The following is a 20398-nucleotide window of genomic DNA, read 5'->3' on the forward strand; positions in this document are numbered from 1 at the left end:
CGACGTCAATACTGTCTCCAAATAAGGAAACACTATTTTATGCATTTTTGTTCTCGGGCTTTGGCAGCAACACTTTGCGTGAAAGTCTGTATTTTCCAGTTTTCTTGTCAATCTCAACCAATTTCACCTGGATCTCTTCTCCTACTTCCAGCACGCCTTCCATTTGTTCAAGTCTTTCCCACTTGATCTCGGAAATGTGCAACAAACCATCTTTACCAGGCAGGAACTCAACAAATGCGCCGAAAGGCATAATGGACTTCACTTTACCAGTATATATCTCCCCGATCTCAGGCACCAGGATGATACCTTTAATGCGAGACACTGCTTTATCCATTGAAGTCTTGTCAGCTGAGAATATACTTACAAACCCGGCACCATCCTTTTCTTCAATAGAAACAGTAGCTCCTGATTCTTTCTGGATATCCTGAACAACTTTACCACCCGGCCCGATTACCGCACCGATCATCTCGCGATCAATCTTGATAACAACTGCGCGAGGTGTATGTGGTTTCAAATCCGGGCGACTTTCGCGGATTGTCTTGTTCATTTCCCCCAGGATGTGCAACCTGCCCGCTTTGGCTTGCATTAAAGCTTCTGTCAATACTTCGAATGAAAGACCGTTTACCTTCATATCCATTTGACAAGCCGTGATACCTGCTTCCGTTCCTGTTACTTTAAAGTCCATATCTCCCAGGTGATCTTCATCACCAAGAATGTCAGAAAGAACAGCGTATTTGCCTGTTGCTGCATCGGAGATAAGTCCCATTGCAATTCCGGATACAGGCGCTTTAATTTTCAAACCTGAGTCCATCAATGCCAGAGAACCCGCGCAAACGGTAGCCATAGACGAAGATCCGTTTGATTCAAGAATATCAGATACGATCCGGATTGTGTATGGATTGTCTTCAAGCGGCGGTAATACTTTTTTAAGTGCACGCAACGCAAGGTTCCCGTGACCTACCTCGCGACGACCAGGTCCACGATTCGGTTTTACTTCGCCTGTCGAAAATCCAGGAAAGTTGTAGTGCAGCATGAATTTGCTGTACCCGTATTTCAAAGTTGTATCAACGATCTGCTCGTCATTCTTCGTACCCAAAGTAACGGTAGTCAGAGACTGTGTTTCACCTCTTGTAAAAAGTGCAGAACCGTGCGCGTTTGGAAGAAAATCAACTTCAGAAGCAATTGGTCTTACTTCATCAAGGCGGCGACCGTCCAAACGAATCCTCTCATCCAGAACCAGGCGGCGTGAAGCTTCCCAAACCAGATCATTGAAATAACGTTTCGCCAGACCTTCCTTGAATTCCGGCGCTTCTTCTTCGGTGATTGTCGTTTTAAATTCTTCCCAAACTGCTTTAAATCCGTCTTTACGAACTTGCTTGTTGGTCGAACCTTGCTGTGCGACAGCATATATCTTATCGTAAGCAAATGAGCGAACGCGTGCTTCAACTTCTGTATCAGCATCATCACCTACGTATTCTCTTTTCTCAGTTTTACCTACTGCCGCTTCAAATTCTTTCAATGCAAGGCATTGTTCCTTAATTACTGCGTGAGCGACTTTCAACGCTTCGATAATTTCCTCCTCAGATACTTCGCTCATTTCTCCTTCCACCATGGCGATATCGTCGTAAGTCGCACCCACCATCAGGTCAAGTGTTGCTTTTTCAAGCTCAACTGATCCCGGGTTAACTACATACTGCCCGTCAATTTTCGCCACACGAACCTCAGATACCGGTCCGTTAAATGGAATATCAGAAGCCGCCAATGCAGCAGATGCAGCTAATGCAGCCAATGCATCCGGCAATGCGGTTGGATCAGCAGAAATCAAAAGAATGTTAACCTGTACTTCTGCGTGATAGTCTTCCGGAAACAATGGACGAAGAACCCTGTCAACCAGACGGCTGATCAATACTTCGTGGTCGGATAATTTACCTTCACGTCTCTGGAAACTTCCTGGAATACGACCGGCAGAAGCAAATTTCTCCTGATAGTCAACAGACAATGGTAAAAAGTCCAGTCCTTCTCTAATATCTTTATTAGCAACAACCGTAGCCAGCAACATGGTATTACCCAGTCTGACAACCACCGAACCGTCGGCTTGTTTTGCTAATTTTCCTGTTTCAATAGTGATTTCCCTGCCATCAGGTAAGGGTATAGTCTTGTTAACTATATTAAAAAGCATAGAATAGTGATTTTTGTAGCTGTGGAGCGCCGTCCTGACGTCCCGATGATTTTTCTAATTCCGCAAAAAATCAGGGAACTTACATGTGATTGAAGTTCCCTGATTTTAAATTACTTACGTATGTTCAATTCGGCAATAATCGCACGGTAGCGGTTAATGTCCTTTTTGTAAAGATAGTCTAACAATCTTCTACGCTTTCCAACCATTTTAAGCAAACCAAGACGCGTGTCATTGTCTTTCTTGTGCGTCTTTAAGTGCTCGTTCAAATAGTTGATGCGGTACGTAAATAAAGCAATTTGTGATTCAGCTGAGCCAGTGTCTCCGCTCTCTTTTTTAAAACCTTTTGATTCGAAGATCTCGCTCTTCTTTTCCGCGGTTAAATACATGATTGTAACAACAGATTAAATTGTATGGGAAGTATTTTACAGCACCTTGCCGTAAATAAGGTTGCAAAAGTACGATTTTACAGCGATTTAAAAAATATAATTTTACTATGATTGGATAAGCTGGCTTTTGCCAAATCTACTTGCCAACCACGTTTTAAATCTCTTAAACTGCATTTGATAAACATCTTTTTCGAAAAGCCGCGAGTCGCTTCTGGCCTTACTGATAAAGTATAAACCTGCAAGCAGCAACACCGTATTAGCCAGCCACGCGCCCAGCGGTACTGCAAGTAATCCCTCTTTCACCCATTTGTCCCCCTGATTCGTTAATACATATAAAAGGATGAAAAACAAGATCGATACTAATACAGGTACACCAAATCCGCCCTTTTTGATGATCGCGCCCAGCGGCGCACCGATCAGGAACATAATCAGACAGGAAATTGCATTGGTATACTTGTGGTGTTTTTCCAATTCATAACGATTCGCATCTTTCAGCTTGGTCTGCAGATAGTCGTACTGGGATTTCGTATAGCTCAGCATGCTGTTCGCTGCGCCTTTCGCATTCTCCAAAATCTCTTTTTTCAAACTGTCCGATACCGGCTTCACGAGCAAAGAATCCACCCACGCTCCTTTCTTGATCGTTTTATCAGTTCCCTCCCGATAGTTATAAGAGTAGTACTGCTGACTGCCCGGAACCAGGTTTTTACGCGTTTCCACATAAGAGGTACGAAGCGAATCTGCGGTTTTTGTCAGATCCGTGATGTTCTTCATAAACTCGTGGTATTTAAACTGCCCCTCATCTGTCCGCTTCATTCCAAACGAAGAAAGACTCTCAGTCAGCCGGTAATGCTTGAAAGAGTTGCGGCTGAAATTGGAAAAGCCGCGCGTCATCGCCCCACCGGCAGAAATGTAGACCGGACGGGAAGTTGATGAATTGGCTTCGTCCGTATACCTGGTTCCATTGTACAGTTCAATAACCAGGTAGCGGTTGTCATTGATGGAATACATTCTCCCTGAGTCCGCAAGTATCACTTCGGTGTTGCCGAATTCATAGGAGCGGTTGCTGTGCTTGTAAATCACCATTCCTTTCAGCCTGCCGTTTTCTTCCTTCTTATCTACCTTAATACTATATCCCGGCAGATCATTATAGAAAATACCGTCTTTGATTTTCAGGGTAGCTTTCGTAGTCTTAATATCATATAAAAGACTATAACCCTTCAAATTAGCCCAGGGCGATACTCTGTCGTTGAAAAAAAAGGAGAATATACTGATACCGAATGTTACTATAAACAGCGGCAGCATTGCCCGGGTCACCGAAATACCCGCGCTCTTGATGGCGGTGAGCTCAAAGAATTCTCCCAAATTTCCAAATGCCATCAGTGAAGACAGCAATGTAGCCAGCGGCAGCGCAGTCGGGACTGTGATAAGACTGAAAAAGAAGAACAGCTGCGCGTAATCGGCGATACCAAGATCTTTTGATACAAAATCGTCAATGTAGAATATCATGATCCGCATAAGGAACACGAATACGACGACCGACATTGTAATGAAAAACGGCCCCCAAAAAGACATTAAAACAAGCTTATCCAGCTTTTTCATCAACTACCTACTATTTCTCTAAGATTATCAATAAAGCCTTCCCACAATGACGCCAGTTCGTCCTGATCGCGGTTCGACGAGTAGTCGATTACACGCAGGAAAGTTGTTTGAGTTAACTCACTCACTTCTAATTTAAGTTCCAGATGGTTGTTATCGAGGTTGTCGTCACTTGTGTTTTCAAAGTCAAAACGTACTGCCTTATTGATGCGGAGGCCGGTTTGGCGGGCAATGTGACTGTCTCCGTCCCATTGGAAATCGAAGCGGTGATCGGGCAGTACAGTCACTTTCTCTGCAAACCACTGTTCCAGTCCGGAAGGGGTCGAGATATATGGAAAAAGCACTTTCGGAGAGGAACGCAACTCAAACTCGGTAATAAATTTATATTTTTCCATGTGAACTTCTATTAAAACGATACCCTTGACAGTTCCTGCCTTACTCGCTGATTTAAAAGTTGTAATATAGCATAATTCAGTTATAAATGCCTGCAAAGTTAAAATTGCATGAACCGTCGGACATATTTTCCGCATCATTTTTACAGAAAACGAGTTGTGCCGTAAAAATATTTAACATACTTTTGCACCACATTAAACGGCGGGGTAGCTCAGATGGTTAGAGCGTAGGATTCATAACCCTAAGGTCGGCAGTTCGATTCTGCTCCCCGCTACCCGATTTCAGACATCCCATTCCAGGATGTCTTTTTTATTGTTTCTGCATTTTCAGGCTTCGCAGAGAATTAAATTTTTCCGCTTTCAGTTTATCAGTCTAGGTAAATCACCTGTTTCACCCTGCTACTGTATGAAATTATTATTACAATATCTCAGCCGCTACAAATGGCTGATATTGCTGGCGCTTCTGATGGCCGCAATCAACCAGGTCTTTTCTCTTCTGAATCCCTATATCTTAGGTAACCTGCTCATCGACCCTTATGCCAACAAAGCGGCCTATTTCCGCAACAATGGGCTCGACGATGAATTTTTTAAAGGAGTACTCACCGGGCTGGGGCTCATTATCGGTACTGCAATGGTCTCCCGCATTGCGAAAGCGTTTCAGGATTATCTTGTGAACGTGGTGATCCAGAAGTTTGGCGCTAACCTGTATACGGACGGGCTTCGTCATGCATTGCGGCTGCCTTTCCAGGATTTTGAAGACCAGCGAAGCGGAGAGACACTCTCTGTTCTGCAAAAAGTACGCGCCGATTGCGAGAAGTTTATCATGAACTTCGTCAATGTACTATTCACAACGCTGATCGGGATCGTGTTTGTCGTGATTGTCGCATTCAAGCTCAGTCCGATGCTCCCGTTAATTTACCTCGTGGGCTCTGTGGTGCTGGCAATTCTAACGAGCATATTGAGCCGCCGGATTAAAGTAATACAGAAGAATATTGTTTCCGAAACAACTGCGCTGGCCGGTTCTACTACCGAATCTTTAAGAAATATTGAACTTGTAAAAAGCCTGGGACTCACCCAGCAGGAAATCAGCCGGCTGAATACCACTACTTTCAAAATCCTTAAACTGGAACTGAAAAAGGTGAAAAGCATCCGGTCAATCAGTTTTATACAAGGTACATTCGTCAATTTCCTGCAGCAATGTATCATGTTCGCATTGCTTTTCTTCGTCTTCCGCGACCAGATTACGGTGGGACAAATGATGATGATGCAATTCTACTCCTTCTTCATCTTTGGCCCATTGCAGGAACTGGGAAATGTAATCATGTCGTACAGAGAGGCCGAAGCTTCGCTCAATAACCTGCAAACACTTTTGGCGCGCCCCATTGAAAAGAAGCCTTTGCAGCCTGAGAAGATCGGGGAAATTGAAGTCCTGGAATTTCAACAGGTTAAATTCCAGCACCAGTCGGCGACGCGGCCTGCGTTGGAGAATATCTCATTCCGGGTACAACGGGGCGAAACAATCGCATTTGTCGGTCCTTCCGGCTCGGGGAAAACAACGCTGGTTAAATTACTGGTCGGACTTTATCCGCCGATCGAGGGAAATGTTTATTACAACAACTTCAATGGAAACAGCATTGATTTTGATGAAATAAGGAACAAAATAGGCTTTGTGACACAGGATACACAGCTTTTTTCAGGTACAATCAAGGAAAACCTTCTTTTCGTAAATCCGGATGCTACCGACGAAATGATCAACGATGTGCTTCTTAAAGCAGCGTGCTACAATCTGCTCTCGCGTGCAGACAATGGTATTTACACGGTGATCGGCGAAGGCGGATTGAAGCTGTCCGGCGGCGAGCGGCAACGCCTTTCCATTGCCCGCGCATTGCTCCGAAATCCTAACCTCATCATTTTCGACGAAGCTACCTCCGCGCTCGACTCACTTACGGAAGAGGAAATTTCCAACACAATCCGCACTATTACCGATCAGCGGCAACATATCACGGTCATGATCGCACACCGACTCTCGACTATCATGCACGCAGACCGCATTTACGTTCTCGAAAAAGGTCGGATCATCGAAATGGGCACACATAACTCACTTTTGGACGAAAAAGGGTTGTACTATGCAATGTGGCGCCAGCAGATCGGCGAGCGTAAAGATGAGCAGGTAGTATCGGTTTAGACCAAAAATACATCTAGCAAGTTTCGGGTTTCGCCGCCTCCTAAGTCAGGATACATTTGTCGCAACTAATCCTGACAACGTATCCTGCAATGAGAGCATTAGCAAACACTGAGTGGCAAAATATTACGCACAGCCTTGACGAAATTGGTTATGCACTGGTAAAGCAAGCAGTTGGCGCTGACGAATGCAGCCAATTGATCAAACAGTATGAAAACCCTGAACTACATCGCAAAACGGTCGTGATGGAACGCTACCGTTTTGGTTTGGGCGAATACAAATACTTCAACTATCCCCTGCCCGCATTACTTGGAGAGCTTCGGCAAAGTTATTACCAGAATCTTGTTCCAGTGGCGAACAAATGGATGCACCAACTTGCCATTCCGCAGCATTACCCAAACGATTTTTCTGATTTCCTTGAACAATGCAAGGCGCAAGGCCAGGTAAAACCAACTGCATTGATCCTGAAATATGGCGAAGGCGGTCACAATACGTTACACCAGGATTTATACGGCGATGTATTTTTTCCGATCCAAATGGTGATTTTTCTGAACCAGACCGGACAGGATTATACCGGTGGAGAATTTGTGCTCGTGCAGCAAACCCCACGGGCGCAGTCAAAAGCAATTGTTTTGCAGCCGGATCTCGGAGATATCTTGATTTTTACAACGAATTTCCGGCCGCTTAAAGGCAGCAGAGGCTACTTTAGGGTCAATATGAAACACGGTGTCAGCCAGGTGCATACAGGCAGCCGCTATACGCTTGGAATCATTTTTCATGATGCATTAAGCTAGCTATGTTGTCGCACTCAGAGCTCGACCCGATTTCATTTAAGACCAGCAGGCATTTGTTACGACTCATACAAAGCGGCCAGATCACGTTCGGCGGAAATAGGACGCTGCGCATTTACGGCCTGCTGAGCTGCCGGTCAGGTAAAAGAATGAAACAGCAAAACAGGGTATTTTTCAGCTCCGGAGCAGAAGCGCTTGAAAACGGCTACCGTCCATGCGCACATTGCATGAGAATAGAATATCAACAATGGAAACGAAGAGCCTCTACACTTTGAAAGTCAGGCTTCGCCATAGATAAAAAACCAGGTAGCTCTCCCACCCTCGGTATTGTGAAAAGAGTGCAGCAATCCGGTCAGTTTCCTTCCGGTCACGGATGATATCGTGATTGGCCAATGCATTCAAGAGTCCGATATCTCCGTGCGGGATGCTTGCCGGTTCACGCAGCGACTTCATCAATGCATAATTGGCAGTCCACACACCGATACCTTTGTGCGCAGTAAGCGCCTTGATTTTGGATGTGAAATCGGGCAGCGCTTCGATCATTTCGCGGCTCAGCGCACCTGAGGCAAATGCCTTTGAGATACCTATCGTATAATCCGCTTTTTGGGTCGAGAATTGCATTGCCTTCAATTCATCCATACTCACCGTAGCCAGCACTTCCGGATCCGGAAAGACAAAATAGCTCCGGCCTTCGTGTTCTATCCGCTTGCCGAACTGCTCCACGAGCGCGCGTTTTACCTTATATGCAAATGAAAGATTGATCTGCTGCCCGATAATCGACCAGCAAATCGTCTCATACAAATTCGCAATGCTCACCAGCCGCAAGCCTTTAAATGCTTCCGCCATGTAGGCCAGCCTGGTATCCTTTTTCAACAAGTCGTAAAAAGGCTGGATCTGCGTCTCCATATCGAACCATTCCCGGATATAACGGATCAGAAATGCCTCACCATCGTTGTCAATTTCACCTTTCAGCAGATTAACTTCCAAAAAGCTGCCGTTTGCGGTAATCCTGAAAAGCACCAGCTCTCCATTGATTTCCAAAGCTTTATAAATGCTACCTTCGCGGATTTCGTGCAGGCAATCATCGTAGTTGCGGTCTAAAAACCACATGCATTCGTCGAAACTGAAAAGTGCCGGTGTGGGTATGAGAATGCTGTTTCCTTCTTCCATTTGTTGAAGATAATTCAATTGAAATGCGCATAAAAGCCGATTCTTGCGAATGTGATCAATGCAGGATTTTGAAAACAAGCTCCCTCAGCAGCTCGCCTTCCGGTACCGTTACGCCATCAAGCCCTTTCATCCTGCCATCGCATTCACGGAGATAATGGATGATATTGGCAACCTTCGGCAACGGATAATTCCGGCATGCAAGCAGGTAATCTTTAACAAAATAAGGATTGACGCCCAGCTCGGTCGCGAGGCCCTTTTCGCTTTTATCAGGCGACTTATGCGCCAGCAGCAGTTTGGAGTAAAAATTATACAAAATGATCAGAATGGGCGCCAGTGGATTGTCCTTGGTATTAGCCGAAAAATGGTGTGCGATCTGGTTAGCCTTCATCACGTCTCGCGACATCAATGCCTTCTGGAATTCAAAAACATTATATTCCTTGCTGATACCCACAAACCGCTCCACAGCTCCGGCGTCTATCCCCTCACCTACTTTCAGGTTAACCATCACCTTCCTGATCTCGTTTGTCAGGCGTTTTAAATCGTTACCTATGTTATCAACCAGCATCAAAACCGCCTTAGGGCTGATCTTGACTCCTTCTTGCTGGCAGAATGACGAAACCCAGTCGGGCAGCTTGTTATCGTACATCTTCTTCGACTGCACAACCGCGCCTTTTGCATTGATTGCCTTAATGTACGCGCGTCGCTCGTCGGCATTTGCATGAAAGCAGAAGACGAGCACGGTACTTGCGAGCGGATTTTGGGCGTAATCTTCCAGCCGCGCCAGCTGATCCTTCTGCTCGATTCCGCCCAGCTTATTGGCATCTTTTACCAAAACCAATTGCCGCTCCGACATAAATGGAAATCGCCGCGCATAGCTCAATACGCCGGCCACATCGGTATCCTTTCCATAAAGTACAAACTGGTTAAAGCCCTTTTCAGCCTCAGGAACAATGCGTTTTTCAAGCTCCTCGGCAATGGAATCGATATAATAAGGTTCGTCGCCGTGCAGGAAATAGATCGGCAGGTATCGTTTGTTTCGAATGTCTTTAAGAATGCTTTCAGGAGTATGCGCCATTTCGGGTATCCGGTAAGCCGGGAGATGTCAATTTTAAGATGTTTCAATTAGGAAGATTAGCGGGTCGCATTGTCTGTAATGAACTTGGCTGCATTAACTTGAAGCTCGGGAAAGAATTTCAGGAATTTGTTGTGATAAAAATTCTCATTTGCTTCCAGCTCCTTCGCTGCAAATTTAATGGGCGACAAGTAATCAGCGCGCCGGGACAACCTGTGAAAAGTAGTATCAATGCCTTCAAGCGTGGCATAGCTAGTCAGCCAATCCTGCCGGATCATCGAGCGAACCATCGGGATCATGCTTTCTGGTACCAGATATTCATTTTTCTCGATCTTCATATACTTATCGTGAACATACACTTGCAGCGGGTCTTTATGATAGTCTGCAAAATGCTTAGCTAGGAAGTAATCGAAGTAAATATCCATCACGATCCCGGCGAGCTTTCCCTGCGTCAATGCGGCGAGCTGCTTGGCATCGTGTACCTGCGAATGTGTGTCTGTAAACGAATCTATGAAGCGGTGTAACTTCAATCCAAGTACGTACTCCGGGTTCCAATTAGTCGTTTTTTCGGGCGTAAGCCGCCCTTTTACAAAATCGCCCACATAATTTCCCATCATGATTCCTTCACTTTCACCTGACAGCAAAATATGGGCTAAAAAGTTCATCGCAATTACATTTTAACAAAAATCCCGTACGTTTGCCATCATTCCATTTATGGAACAATTCTTTTACAACAACATTCATTTTAATCAAACGAGCAAATGAAAGTCGAAAAAAATAACGTCGTCGCGTTGACATATAGCTTACAAATTCCTGACTCCGACGGAGAAATGGATGTTGTTGAGGTAGTTACCGAAGACGATCCCATGTACTTTATCCACGGCATCAGCGGGCTGCCGGAAGGATTCGAAACACAGATCGAAGGCTTGGCCGCAGGCGATACTTTCGAATTTACTGTTGAGCCCGAAGAAGGTTACGGTGAATACGACGAAGAAGCCGTCGTAGAGCTTCCAAAAGCAGTTTTCCAGATGGAAGACGTAGACCAGGACGAACTGCTTCAGATAGGAAATATCATTCCGATGACCAACGAAGACGGTGAAAAAATGCACGGTCAGGTAGTTGAGATTAAAGAAGATATCGTCCTAATGAACTTCAATCACCCGCTGGCAGGCAAGGAAATGCATTTCTCAGGACAGATCCTCTCCATCCGCCCGGCAACTCCCGAAGAAATCAGCCACGGCCACGTGCATGGCACTGGTGGAGTGCATCATCACTAGGTTGAATGAGTGAGTGAGTTAGTGAATGAGTGATTGAGTGAATTGTTCAATTTTGAATGATCGAATGATTGAATGAATGAATCTTTTGGACAGTCTTTTCCAAGTTGATCTTTATCTACAAAAAGGTGAAAGTTAGCAATTGATCAAAAGAGATCATTTAAATCCTACAACAGCACTTCATTTATGAGTCAAAATCGAGTTCACTCACTAATTCACTCATTCACTAATTTGCTCATTCCCTATTCATTCATTCAATCATTCACTCATTCAAAATTGAATTCATTCAGTCGTCGCATACTGCTCCACTTCCACGCCAAATCTCCTCAGAAACTCTACTCCTTCTTCCACTGCGATTCCCTTGTAAGCTGCATAAGAATGCAGAAATATTACCTTTCTGATCTTCATCGTGTAGATTACCCTGGCGCAGGCTATGCAGGGGGCGAGGGTTACGAAAAGTGTTGATCCTTCAATGTTCGAGCCGTTTTTGACGGCGAACAAAATCGCGTTCTGCTCTGCGTGTAAGGCCAGCGAGCAACTTCCCTTCGCGTCTCTCGGACAGCCTACTCCCGGAAATTCTTCATCACAGTTGTGCGTACCTGCGGGTGGGCCATTGTACCCAATTGAGATAATCCTCGTGTCTTTTGTAAGCACCGCACCTACCTGGGCTTTGATGCAATGAGAGCGCTTGGCAAGATTTTTTGCCAACTCCATGAAAATGTCATCAAATTCCGGCCGCAAATTCGTTGTAGGTAATGTCATTCGTGTTACTGTAATTTTTTTACAAACTTAGATAAATGGCAGTTGGATTCAATATGGATTTAAGACTATGATCAGAGGGGTTTTGCAGTACCTGTTGTTACTTATCTTACCGCTTGCAGCCCACGCGCAGCAAGACCGGGTTGTTCTGGCTCTTTCGAGGGAACCGGCTGCCCTTTTTAAATCTTACCAATTTTTCATCCAGGAAGTTGAAGATAAACGTGCTGCGCCCGGTGCGGCACTCGGCAAAGTGATTGCATTTGGAAAGGAAATGCCGGCTGTATTGCTCGGCAACGCAGAAAGAGAACTTTTTAATTATTGGTCTTTCGCTGCTCCGAAAAAGGAACAGACTTACCTGCCGCTCTATATCACAATCAAGGAGTTATCATTAAATGAGAAGCGGGTTGCGCCGAACAAGGTAACAGGCGAAGTCAAACTGAGCCTGCGATTTCGTTGGTACAGGGATATGCAGCCTGTGGAGCTGACGGGTTACCAAACTTCGGCAACTTACACCCGGCCGGAAACGAAATACGATTACGAAAAGCTGGTAAAACAGCTGCTGGACCAATCCCTGGTACATTTCCAGAAATGGATGTCGAACAACACAGGGAAAAATCCTGCTCTTGCCCGCAGCCTGTTATTAGTCTTCAAAGAGATCAATGCGGCAGCGGACGATGATACTGTGTTCTATTCTCCTAAAAGACCGCTTGTCTGGGACGATTTCAAGGTGAGGAACCCAAAGCCAGGTAGCCGATATGCAGCGGCTGTATTCACAAGCTTTGGGTACGAAGGCCGCTCGTATCCGAAAGGCAACGACCTGGTGGTGGAAATTGGTTTGAAAACATTTATGGTAAAAAGCATGTCCTGGGGCCGGCCTGAGTCGCGGAATGCAGGCACACTGCGCCACGAGCAGATCCACTTTGACATCACGCGACTGGTTGTTGAAAAATTCAAAGACCGCCTGAGAAAAGCGGAGCTAACCATAGAAGATTACGACAGCGAGATCCAGTACCAGTTTTTGGAAGCATTCAGGGAAATGAACCACGACCAGGAACAGTACGATGGCGAAACCGGCCACGGATTGAACGCAAGTGCACAAGCAGACTGGGACAGAAAGGTTGCAGCACAGATCGCGGCGGTGTATTCGGTGCAGTAATCATTTGCATTCAACAAAAACAACCTCACCCACTTCCCGGCTCACAGTATAGTTTTTTACATAGAAGTCAAATGCGCGTTTGTCTGATCGGAACGCGGTGTCGGCTACCAGGTAGAGCACATTCCCGTGCCGGTAACTTCCTGCCGAATGCTTGGGAATATTGTAAGAAACCCGCTCCTCAGATAAGTACAGCTGAATGCTCTTTGACACAGAAAAACTGGCGAAAAGGAAAATAATGGCGAAAGCACGTTTCAGGAACTTGTATTCGCGCGTTTCATAAGCATACCAGATTAGAAAAAGCGTGCAATACAGCATGATCACTTCAATCGCTTCGAGATTGATCTGCTCCACCAGGTACCCGGGAAAGTATTTCGGAATGCCAGCAGACACGTTGGTCAGATAGGCTGAAAGCTCCACTATTTGGCCAACAATCCATTGCAGCCAGTAAACTCCTGTGGTACTTACCAGCAGCAGGACCAATGCAGCCGGAAGCAACACATTCGTGAATGCAACTACCAGTGGATTTACCAGCCAGAAATACGTTGGAAACTGATGAAAATAGTACAGGCTCAGTGGAAATGTGGTAAGTTGTGCTGCAAATGCGAGCGCTGTTACCTGCCACACAAACCTGAATATGCGGCTTTTCGGATGAAAAATGCTGTGGATAGGCTCGTAAAATAAAAAGATCCCGCTCATGGCAAGGTAGGAAAGCTGAAATCCTACATCAAACAAGGCCGCGCTGTCGAACAGCAGGATCAGCAATGCAGAAATCGCAAGCGTATTCATTGAATGCTGCTTGCGACCCGAAACTTCGGCGAGCACAAACACAATACACATGATGGTAGCCCGCTGAACAGAAGGTGAAAATCCTGTGACCATCGCGTAGAAAGTAAGCAGCAGGATCATCGTGGCAACGTAAAGCAGCTTTCCGTAATTCCACCGTTTCAACCAGCTCAGCATCAAGCTAATCACCAGGAAGATGATCGCGACGTGCATTCCGGAAACCGACAAGATGTGAACAGTGCCCGAAGCAATGTAGTCGTCAGTCTGCCCCGCTTGCAGGTCGTCGCGCCTTCCCAGCAACATCGCTTTTACCAACCCGTAAGATGAGTTGTTGACCACATTTTTGCGAAACTCCAAGTCGGCCCATTCAGAAGTTGCGGCAAGCCAGTACTGCACAGACCATAACTGAACCGGTCTTTTGATGCTCTTGAAAGAACTTTCCCAAAGCTGATCGGTCCATAGAATTCCCTTGTTTCTGAGGTAATTCCGGTAATCAAACTGTTCAGGATTATCCGCAGAGGCAGGAAGTTGAAGCTGTCCATTCACAACCAGCACATCGCCGGGCCGCGGAATGTCAGCTGCTTCGGCAGGCAGGTTTAACAGCGCTTTGGTTTGTTGATCAATCCATTTACCCCCGCTCAATATGCGGGTTACCGTCGCTTCCATCCTGACTGTCTTCTCCCGTTTCTCAGGCAAGCTAGTGACAGTCGCTTCGTAGGAAGTATAATCACCCCCCTCAAAAAGCGCGATATTCTGATCTTTCCTGCTTTCAGCCGAAACCCGGCAAAATGCACCCAATGCAATCAGAAACAGCCAGAATGACGCCGTGAAGGATTTTGAAGATTTAAGTTGATAACAGGTCAAACATCCGGCCGCGGCAACCGCCGAAATGACCGCGAAAATCAAATCCGCATTGAACAGAAAGTCAGACGAAAAATCCCCGCACAGTATTCCCGTGATAAAAAGCAAAACTATGCCGACAAATGGAGCTCTTGACAGCATAGTTACCGGACATAAAACCGTTTGGTTATTGTCCTCGAAGCGGTTTGTACCTTATAAAAGTAGATCCCGCTGGGTAGATTTTTTACGTTGAGAGATGTTCGGTTTGGAGTTTCACCGAAAATTTTTTGCCCTTTTTGATTATAAACAGTGACTGTAAATACCTCGAAGTTAGGCGTGTAAATATTCGAGAAAAGGACTTCCTGCACTGGATTAGGGTATAACGTGACCATCAGGTCCTCTGTTGTGATTTTGGAAAACTCCACCAGCTTCGCCCGCCGGGGGCTCAGCTCCATGACTGCGTGCATTCTGGCTTTCTGATCGTTGGTAAAAACGCTCATGCACACATCCGGTGAGTAGTCCATGTAATTTTCAATCATGTTGCGCGTAATCACTCCGCGGCAATTGGAGAAAACGGGTGTACATTCTGTGTCCGTAGTTTCATTTTTGGTAAATGCGGTCGGTGTATCATCGCAATGGTCGGTACCGCAATTCTGGTCTCCCCAGATGTGGATCAACCCGAGCCAGTGCCCAACCTCATGCGTCGTTGTCCGTCCCAGATTGTAGATCCGACTGGTTATCGCGTCTGAATTCCTGCCAAAGTATCTGAAATCAATAATAACTCCATCTGTCAGCGCGTCCCGTGCTTCATCTTCTGACGTGGCCAGCCCAGCGGTCCTGTTGGTGATTTGTGTCACAACGGGAAACTGGGAAGTACCCAGATACCTGTCGTTCAGGCGGCATACCCAGATGTTGAGATACCGGTTTGTAGACCAAGCCGGCGAAATCTCGGCAAGTTCATCGGCGTCACTCACCGGGCTGAACTGCGTTTTAGCATTATAGGTGCGCACAATTTTCACCAGCTTGAAGCGAATGCCTGTATCTACACCCAAAGAATCCGTATAAAAACCCTTGTAGCCCGAATTATTGCCATAATCCTCATTCAATACATCAATCTGGCTGGCAACCTGTGCGTCAGTGATATTTGCGTTGTTCGGCCCTCCTATCCGCTGGTTCTCCTGTCCGTGAACAACGTGAACCACAACCGGGATCGTGATAATTTCATCCGCGCTGGTCCGGCTTGCTTTTCGTGCACGAATGTGATTTTGGATCAACTCTTCTGATTGCCGCCGCTGCCTGAGCAGGGCGGGATTCTTCAAAACCCTTAAAGAATCCCGCTCAGTGCTGGCGCAACGGATCAGTCCGGCATCGGGCACCTGTGCCACAACAGTAGCAAAAGTGCTGCCCAAAACCATCAGCAATAATGCCAGAAACCTATTGCTCCGATTTTTCATAAGCAGCCAGAATATCCTTAACCAAACGGTGCCTTACCACATCTGATCCATCCAGTTCAACAAAACTGATTCCTTTAATGCCTTTCAACACAGTTATGGAATCGGTAAGACCCGATTTGAGGTTTTTGGGCAAATCTATCTGTGACTTGTCCCCCGTAATGATCGCTTTGGAGCTCGGGCCCATCCTGGTCAGGAACATCTTCATCTGCATTGGCGTCGTGTTCTGCGCCTCGTCGAGCAATATGAATGCATTGTTCAGCGTACGTCCGCGCATATATGCAAGCGGGGCGATTTCGATCGTCCTGCTTTCGAGATATAACTTCAATTTCTCCGGCGCGATCATATCGTCGAGCGCGTCATAAATCGGGCGAAGATACGGGTCGATTTTTTCTTTCAAATCACCTGGTAAAAAGCCCAGGTTCTCCCCTGCTTCTACTGCCGGGCGGGTTATGATGATTTTCTTGACTTCTTTGTTTTTAAGGGCGCGTACCGCAATAGCGACTGCGGTGTAAGTTTTACCCGTTCCGGCAGGACCGATTGCAAATACCAGATCAAACTTAGCCGCCTGCTCGACCAGCAGCCTCTGGTTGGTTGTTTTTGCCTTGATAACCAGGCCTTTATTTCCGTAAAGGATTACATCGTCGTCATCTTCGCCACTCGGTACCGGCGTTTTCGAAACACCGTTGAGATACCCTTTAACATTGTCATTGGTGATCTTACCATATTTCTGGTAATGAGCCAGAAGTGAGTCCATTACATCTGTAATCCGGATGATTTCGGGAGCTGTGCCCTGAATGCGGATCTCGTTACCGCGTGAAATGATCTTGCTTTCCGGGAAAGCGGCGGCGACTTCCTTGATATTCGAGTTGTGAATACCCAAAAAGTCAACCATTGAAACGTCTTCGAGCGTGATGATTTTTTCCAGCAAATGAATTAAAGTTTAGTGTTTACCTATTTGTTCTAAAATTTAGTAATAATACCAACATTAATAAAACAAAGAATCAGAAAATCCTATTCCGCAACTGAAAAAATATTGCAAAAACCCCTGTTTTCCGACCAACTATTTCATTATCAGATTGGCAGAAAAATGAAGTTTTTCGAGAAAAAAATAAAGGTTGAACTTCAAGATCCTTTCTTTTGATCGCGCCCCGCATTGCGTAACTTTGCCTTCTATGGAAAACGAAAAAGCACCCAATAACTCTTTCAGACAAGGCTCCAAATCCGGGGCTTTCGCTAAAAAGCCTTACGGGGCAAGGACACCATCTACCGATCAGACACTCAGCAAATTACCTCCTCAGGCCATTGATATGGAAGAGGCTGTGCTCGGTGCTTTGATGATTGAAAAAGATGCATTGACTGCCGTAGCCGACATTCTCCGCCCCGACAGTTTTTACAAGGAAGCCCACGTGCGGATTTACAGCGCTATTATCACGCTTTTCGCCGACTCGGAGCCGATCGATATGCTGACGGTTACCGCCAAGCTGCGAAGCACAGGCGAGCTGGAAATGATCGGCGGCGCTCCGTACATTATGCAGCTGACCAACAAGGTCAACTCAGCCGCCAACATCGAATTCCATGCGCGTATCATTTCCCAGGCTTACATTAAAAGGGAACTGATCAAAATCGCATCTGAGATCCAGCGGGAGGCATTTGAAGACACAACTGACGTCTTTATGCTTCTTGACAAAATGGAACAAAACCTTTTCCAGATCTCGGAATCCAACATCAAGAAGAACTATGCGGACATGGGCGCACTGATGCGACAGGCATTGGCCGAGCTCGACCAGAAGAAAAATAATAAAGACGGTCTTACCGGAGTTCCGTCGGGTTTCAGTGCGCTTGACAGACTTACTTCCGGCTGGCAGAAAACGGAGCTAATGATCCTGGCGGCACGTCCGGGTATGGGAAAGACGGCATTCGTCGTTTCTTCGCTCCGCAACGCCGCTGTGGATTTCAACATGCCCGTCGCTATTTTCTCGCTCGAAATGTCCTCTGTTCAGCTTGTAAACAGGCTTATCTCGGCAGAAGCTGAAATTGACAGTGAAAAGATCAGAAAAGGAAGTTTGGCACCGCACGAGTGGGAGCAGTTGCATCACCGCATTCATCGTCTGACGAATGCACCGATTTTTATTGACGATACCCCGGCGCTTTCCATTCTCGAACTTCGTGCCAAATGCCGTCGTTTAAAGGCCCAGCACGATATTCAAATGATCGTAATCGACTACTTGCAGCTGATGACGGGAGATACCGGAGGCAAAGGCGCGGGTAATCGGGAACAGGAAATTGCAATGATCTCGCGGTCTTTGAAAAACCTGGCAAAAGAACTTGACGTGCCGGTGATTGCACTCTCGCAGCTGAGCCGGGCAGTAGAAACGCGCGGCGGAGAAAAACGCCCGCAGCTTTCCGATTTGCGTGAATCGGGATCCATTGAACAGGATGCAGATATGGTTATCTTCCTCTACCGTCCGGAATATTATGGGATTACCGAAGATGAAGCTGGTAACTCGGTAGCAGGTATAGGAGAGGTAATTTTGGCTAAAAACCGGGCTGGGTCACTCGACACCATTCAGCTGCGGTTTATCGGTAAGTACACCAAGTTCGCCGATCTTGACTCCGCTTACAGCCCTGCCCCATTCTCGGTAGACCGCCCCATTCAAACCACCAACCCGATCGGTTCGTTCGAAAGCCAGGCAAATCCATCTTCGGCTGGCGGGACATTAAGAAGCCGCGCCAACGACCTCAGCAACTTCGACTACAAAGGGCCGGATAGCGAGCCACCGTTTTAACCCCGTTTTACCCTAAATCCCCTGGAAGGGGACTTTTGCGATCTGCAAAGTGCCCTTCCAGGGGATTTAGGGTAAAAACCAGCACCACCACTCACAACAAGCTCACAAGAGTTCGCTCCCAGTGGATCTAGGGGGCTACCTTCTCACCAACAACGCCACATTCTCCACGTGATGCGTGTTTGGGAACATGTCTACGGGCTGTACTTTGGTTACTTCATAATCTTCTGACATCAATGCGAGGTCGCGGGCCTGGGTGGCGGTGTTGCAGCTTACGTATACAATCCGGTCTGGTGCGGCTTTGAGGATAGTTTCCACAACGGGCACATCCATTCCCGCGCGGGGCGGATCCGTGATGATCACGTCTGGCCTGCCGTGCGTATTCAGGAAACTTTCGTTCATGATGCCACGCATATCTCCGGCGAAAAAGGAAGTGTTTGTAATCCCGTTCAACTCCGAATTCCTGCGTGCGTCCTGTACTGCTGCTTCCACATATTCTACGCCGACTACCTTTTTGGCTCTTCTGGCAACAAAATTGGCGATTGTACCCGTTCCGGTATACAGATCATAAACAGATTCATTGCCGGTCAATGCGGCAAACTCCCGCGCCACACTGAACAGCTGGTAAGCCTGCTCTGAATTCGTCTGATAAAATGATTTAGGCCCAACCAGGAATGTGAGATCTTCCATTGTTTCGCGGATAAAATTTTCGCCCGCGTAGTTGATCACTTCCTGGTCCTGATACGAATCGTTTCCTTTCAGATTGATGATGTAGTTTAGCGATGTGATCTCCGGGTGCGTTTTGTGCATGTACTCCAATACCTCATTGATTGCCTCCTGATTGTCGGCCCCAAACTGCACGATCACCATCACATCACCTGAATTGGCGGTTCTTACCACCAGATTACGCATGATACCCACATTGAACCGAACATCATAGTAAGGGATATTTTTCAAATCGGCGAAATGGTGCAGCGAGTTACGGATCGTGTTGGAAGGATCCGGCTGCAAATGGCAGTGATCTACCGTAAAAATCTTGTCAAATCGCTTTGGAACGTGAAATCCCAGCGCGTTTTTGGAAAACTGCTGGCCCGAGTCCATTTGCTCCTTCGTGAGCCACCGCCAGTTTGAAAAAGTAAATTCCAACTTATTGCGGTAATATTCAGTCCTTGGTGCAGCGATAATCTGATTTATCTCAACATTCCTGATCTTTCCGATCCTCTCAAAATGATCGATTACCTGCTGCCTTTTGAACGTCAGCTGATGCGCGTAGTCAATGTGCTGCCACCTGCAGCCGCCGCAAACCGTATGGTGAATGCAGTATGGGTCGGTACGTAATTCAGATAGCTTGTGTGTCTTTGTAACAATAGCTTCTTTGAGTTTCTTCTTTGTTTTTACAACCTGCAAATCAACGATGTCACCCGGCGCCACATTTCCTTCAACAAAAATTACACCGTCTTCGGACTTAAATATACATTTGCCTTCTGCCGCAAAATCGGTAATTTCAACGTACTCATATTTATTGTTTTTGAGCATACTTTCTTGTTTTAATTCTTAATCCAAATCGTATAGGATCATTTT

Annotated in this window: 18 protein-coding genes and 1 tRNA gene; 7 read left to right on the forward strand and 12 right to left on the reverse strand. The window is 46.3% G+C overall.

Features of this window, described 5'->3' with window-relative positions:
• Positions 1-37: 37 nt before the first annotated feature.
• The 4 genes from pnp to Q369_RS0111235 form a co-directional block, all read right to left on the reverse strand.
• Positions 38-2179 carry a polyribonucleotide nucleotidyltransferase gene (gene pnp / locus Q369_RS0111220; protein WP_031527900.1) on the reverse strand — a complete coding sequence of 714 codons (2142 nt, stop codon included), beginning with the start codon at positions 2177-2179 and terminating at the stop codon, positions 38-40.
• A 110-nt stretch (positions 2180-2289) separates the two neighbouring features.
• Positions 2290-2565: a 30S ribosomal protein S15 gene (gene rpsO / locus Q369_RS0111225; RefSeq protein WP_031527901.1), complete on the reverse strand. Its 276-nt coding sequence runs from the start codon at positions 2563-2565 to the stop codon at positions 2290-2292.
• Between the two features lie 105 nt (positions 2566-2670).
• Positions 2671-4164: an LptF/LptG family permease gene (locus Q369_RS0111230; protein WP_031527902.1), complete on the reverse strand. Its 1494-nt coding sequence runs from the start codon at positions 4162-4164 to the stop codon at positions 2671-2673.
• A complete protein-coding gene (locus Q369_RS0111235) occupies positions 4164-4556 on the reverse strand; it encodes an START-like domain-containing protein (protein ID WP_031527903.1) in 393 nt (130 codons plus the stop codon). Before Q369_RS0111235 ends, Q369_RS0111230 begins: the two co-directional genes overlap by 1 nt.
• 198 nt (positions 4557-4754) lie before the next feature.
• Between Q369_RS0111235 and Q369_RS0111240 the strand changes: the two genes are divergently transcribed.
• The 4 genes from Q369_RS0111240 to Q369_RS0111255 all read left to right on the forward strand — a co-directional run bounded on the left by Q369_RS0111240 (position 4755) and on the right by Q369_RS0111255 (position 7801).
• A tRNA-Met gene (locus tag Q369_RS0111240) sits at positions 4755-4828 on the forward strand.
• A gap of 131 nt (positions 4829-4959) precedes the next feature.
• The gene (locus tag Q369_RS0111245) at positions 4960-6738 is read left to right on the forward strand and encodes an ABC transporter ATP-binding protein (protein ID WP_031527904.1); all 1779 of its coding nucleotides are present in this window, start codon (positions 4960-4962) and stop codon (positions 6736-6738) included.
• Positions 6739-6827: 89 nt separating this feature from the next.
• Complete coding sequence (locus Q369_RS0111250) at positions 6828-7529, forward strand: 2OG-Fe(II) oxygenase (protein ID WP_031527905.1); 702 nt, start codon at positions 6828-6830, stop codon at positions 7527-7529.
• Positions 7530-7531: 2 nt separating this feature from the next.
• On the forward strand, positions 7532-7801 hold the full coding sequence (locus Q369_RS0111255; RefSeq protein ID WP_031527906.1) for an Ada metal-binding domain-containing protein: 270 nt from the start codon (positions 7532-7534) through the stop codon (positions 7799-7801).
• Here Q369_RS0111255 and Q369_RS0111260 read toward each other — a convergent pair.
• Genes Q369_RS0111260 through Q369_RS0111270 form a run of 3 tightly spaced genes read right to left on the reverse strand, consistent with a single transcriptional unit; the run spans position 7791 to position 10433 of the window.
• On the reverse strand, positions 7791-8696 hold the full coding sequence (locus tag Q369_RS0111260) for a DNA-3-methyladenine glycosylase family protein (RefSeq protein WP_031527907.1): 906 nt from the start codon (positions 8694-8696) through the stop codon (positions 7791-7793). The genes Q369_RS0111255 and Q369_RS0111260 overlap by 11 nt on opposite strands.
• Positions 8697-8751: 55 nt before the next feature.
• Positions 8752-9771 carry a DNA polymerase III subunit delta gene (gene holA, locus Q369_RS0111265; protein WP_031527908.1) on the reverse strand — a complete coding sequence of 340 codons (1020 nt, stop codon included), beginning with the start codon at positions 9769-9771 and terminating at the stop codon, positions 8752-8754.
• A 56-nt stretch (positions 9772-9827) separates the two neighbouring features.
• On the reverse strand, positions 9828-10433 hold the full coding sequence (locus Q369_RS0111270; RefSeq protein WP_031527909.1) for an acyl carrier protein phosphodiesterase: 606 nt from the start codon (positions 10431-10433) through the stop codon (positions 9828-9830).
• A gap of 96 nt (positions 10434-10529) precedes the next feature.
• Between Q369_RS0111270 and Q369_RS0111275 the strand changes: the two genes are divergently transcribed.
• Positions 10530-11045 carry an FKBP-type peptidyl-prolyl cis-trans isomerase gene (locus Q369_RS0111275; protein WP_031527910.1) on the forward strand — a complete coding sequence of 172 codons (516 nt, stop codon included), beginning with the start codon at positions 10530-10532 and terminating at the stop codon, positions 11043-11045.
• Between the two features lie 279 nt (positions 11046-11324).
• On the opposite strand, the gene Q369_RS0111280 is transcribed toward Q369_RS0111275, so the two are convergent.
• A complete protein-coding gene (locus tag Q369_RS0111280) occupies positions 11325-11804 on the reverse strand; it encodes a deoxycytidylate deaminase (RefSeq protein ID WP_031527911.1) in 480 nt (159 codons plus the stop codon).
• Positions 11805-11871: 67 nt separating this feature from the next.
• Between Q369_RS0111280 and Q369_RS0111285 the strand changes: the two genes are divergently transcribed.
• Positions 11872-12957: a DUF922 domain-containing protein gene (locus Q369_RS0111285; RefSeq protein WP_031527912.1), complete on the forward strand. Its 1086-nt coding sequence runs from the start codon at positions 11872-11874 to the stop codon at positions 12955-12957.
• Here Q369_RS0111285 and Q369_RS0111290 read toward each other — a convergent pair whose 3' ends face one another.
• Genes Q369_RS0111290 through Q369_RS0111300 form a run of 3 tightly spaced genes read right to left on the reverse strand, consistent with a single transcriptional unit; the run spans position 12958 to position 16962 of the window.
• On the reverse strand, positions 12958-14742 hold the full coding sequence (locus Q369_RS0111290) for a ComEC/Rec2 family competence protein (protein ID WP_031527913.1): 1785 nt from the start codon (positions 14740-14742) through the stop codon (positions 12958-12960).
• Positions 14743-14744: 2 nt separating this feature from the next.
• On the reverse strand, positions 14745-16034 hold the full coding sequence (locus Q369_RS0111295; RefSeq protein ID WP_031527914.1) for a M43 family zinc metalloprotease: 1290 nt from the start codon (positions 16032-16034) through the stop codon (positions 14745-14747).
• The gene (locus Q369_RS0111300; protein ID WP_031527915.1) at positions 16015-16962 is read right to left on the reverse strand and encodes a PhoH family protein; all 948 of its coding nucleotides are present in this window, start codon (positions 16960-16962) and stop codon (positions 16015-16017) included. The genes Q369_RS0111295 and Q369_RS0111300 overlap by 20 nt, the downstream gene beginning before the upstream one ends.
• 244 nt (positions 16963-17206) lie before the next feature.
• On the opposite strand from Q369_RS0111300, the gene dnaB reads away from it, so the two are divergent.
• On the forward strand, positions 17207-18820 hold the full coding sequence (gene dnaB, locus Q369_RS0111310) for a replicative DNA helicase (protein ID WP_031527916.1): 1614 nt from the start codon (positions 17207-17209) through the stop codon (positions 18818-18820).
• A 135-nt stretch (positions 18821-18955) separates the two neighbouring features.
• Here dnaB and rlmD read toward each other — a convergent pair whose 3' ends face one another.
• Positions 18956-20353, reverse strand: coding sequence for a 23S rRNA (uracil(1939)-C(5))-methyltransferase RlmD (gene rlmD, locus Q369_RS0111315; protein WP_031527917.1), 1398 nt, complete (start codon positions 20351-20353; stop codon positions 18956-18958).
• Positions 20354-20398: the final 45 nt, after the last annotated feature.

The organism is Dyadobacter crusticola DSM 16708 (assembly GCF_000701505.1).
GTDB lineage: Bacteria > Bacteroidota > Bacteroidia > Cytophagales > Spirosomataceae > Dyadobacter > Dyadobacter crusticola.

Bases quoted from the DNA above. Each gene is read 5' to 3' on its own strand.
- pnp (WP_031527900.1), bottom strand. From the start codon at position 2,179: ATGCTTTTTAATATAGTTAACAAGACTATACCCTTACCTGATGGCAGG.
- rpsO (WP_031527901.1), bottom strand. From the start codon at position 2,565: ATGTATTTAACCGCGGAAAAGAAGAGCGAGATCTTCGAATCAAAAGGT.
- Q369_RS0111230 (WP_031527902.1), bottom strand. From the start codon at position 4,164: ATGAAAAAGCTGGATAAGCTTGTTTTAATGTCTTTTTGGGGGCCGTTT.
- Q369_RS0111235 (WP_031527903.1), bottom strand. From the start codon at position 4,556: ATGGAAAAATATAAATTTATTACCGAGTTTGAGTTGCGTTCCTCTCCG.
- Q369_RS0111245 (WP_031527904.1), top strand. From the start codon at position 4,960: ATGAAATTATTATTACAATATCTCAGCCGCTACAAATGGCTGATATTG.
- Q369_RS0111250 (WP_031527905.1), top strand. From the start codon at position 6,828: ATGAGAGCATTAGCAAACACTGAGTGGCAAAATATTACGCACAGCCTT.
- Q369_RS0111255 (WP_031527906.1), top strand. From the start codon at position 7,532: ATGTTGTCGCACTCAGAGCTCGACCCGATTTCATTTAAGACCAGCAGG.
- Q369_RS0111260 (WP_031527907.1), bottom strand. From the start codon at position 8,696: ATGGAAGAAGGAAACAGCATTCTCATACCCACACCGGCACTTTTCAGT.
- holA (WP_031527908.1), bottom strand. From the start codon at position 9,771: ATGGCGCATACTCCTGAAAGCATTCTTAAAGACATTCGAAACAAACGA.
- Q369_RS0111270 (WP_031527909.1), bottom strand. From the start codon at position 10,433: ATGAACTTTTTAGCCCATATTTTGCTGTCAGGTGAAAGTGAAGGAATC.
- Q369_RS0111275 (WP_031527910.1), top strand. From the start codon at position 10,530: ATGAAAGTCGAAAAAAATAACGTCGTCGCGTTGACATATAGCTTACAA.
- Q369_RS0111280 (WP_031527911.1), bottom strand. From the start codon at position 11,804: ATGACATTACCTACAACGAATTTGCGGCCGGAATTTGATGACATTTTC.
- Q369_RS0111285 (WP_031527912.1), top strand. From the start codon at position 11,872: ATGATCAGAGGGGTTTTGCAGTACCTGTTGTTACTTATCTTACCGCTT.
- Q369_RS0111290 (WP_031527913.1), bottom strand. From the start codon at position 14,742: ATGCTGTCAAGAGCTCCATTTGTCGGCATAGTTTTGCTTTTTATCACG.
- Q369_RS0111295 (WP_031527914.1), bottom strand. From the start codon at position 16,034: ATGAAAAATCGGAGCAATAGGTTTCTGGCATTATTGCTGATGGTTTTG.
- dnaB (WP_031527916.1), top strand. From the start codon at position 17,207: ATGGAAAACGAAAAAGCACCCAATAACTCTTTCAGACAAGGCTCCAAA.
- rlmD (WP_031527917.1), bottom strand. From the start codon at position 20,353: ATGCTCAAAAACAATAAATATGAGTACGTTGAAATTACCGATTTTGCG.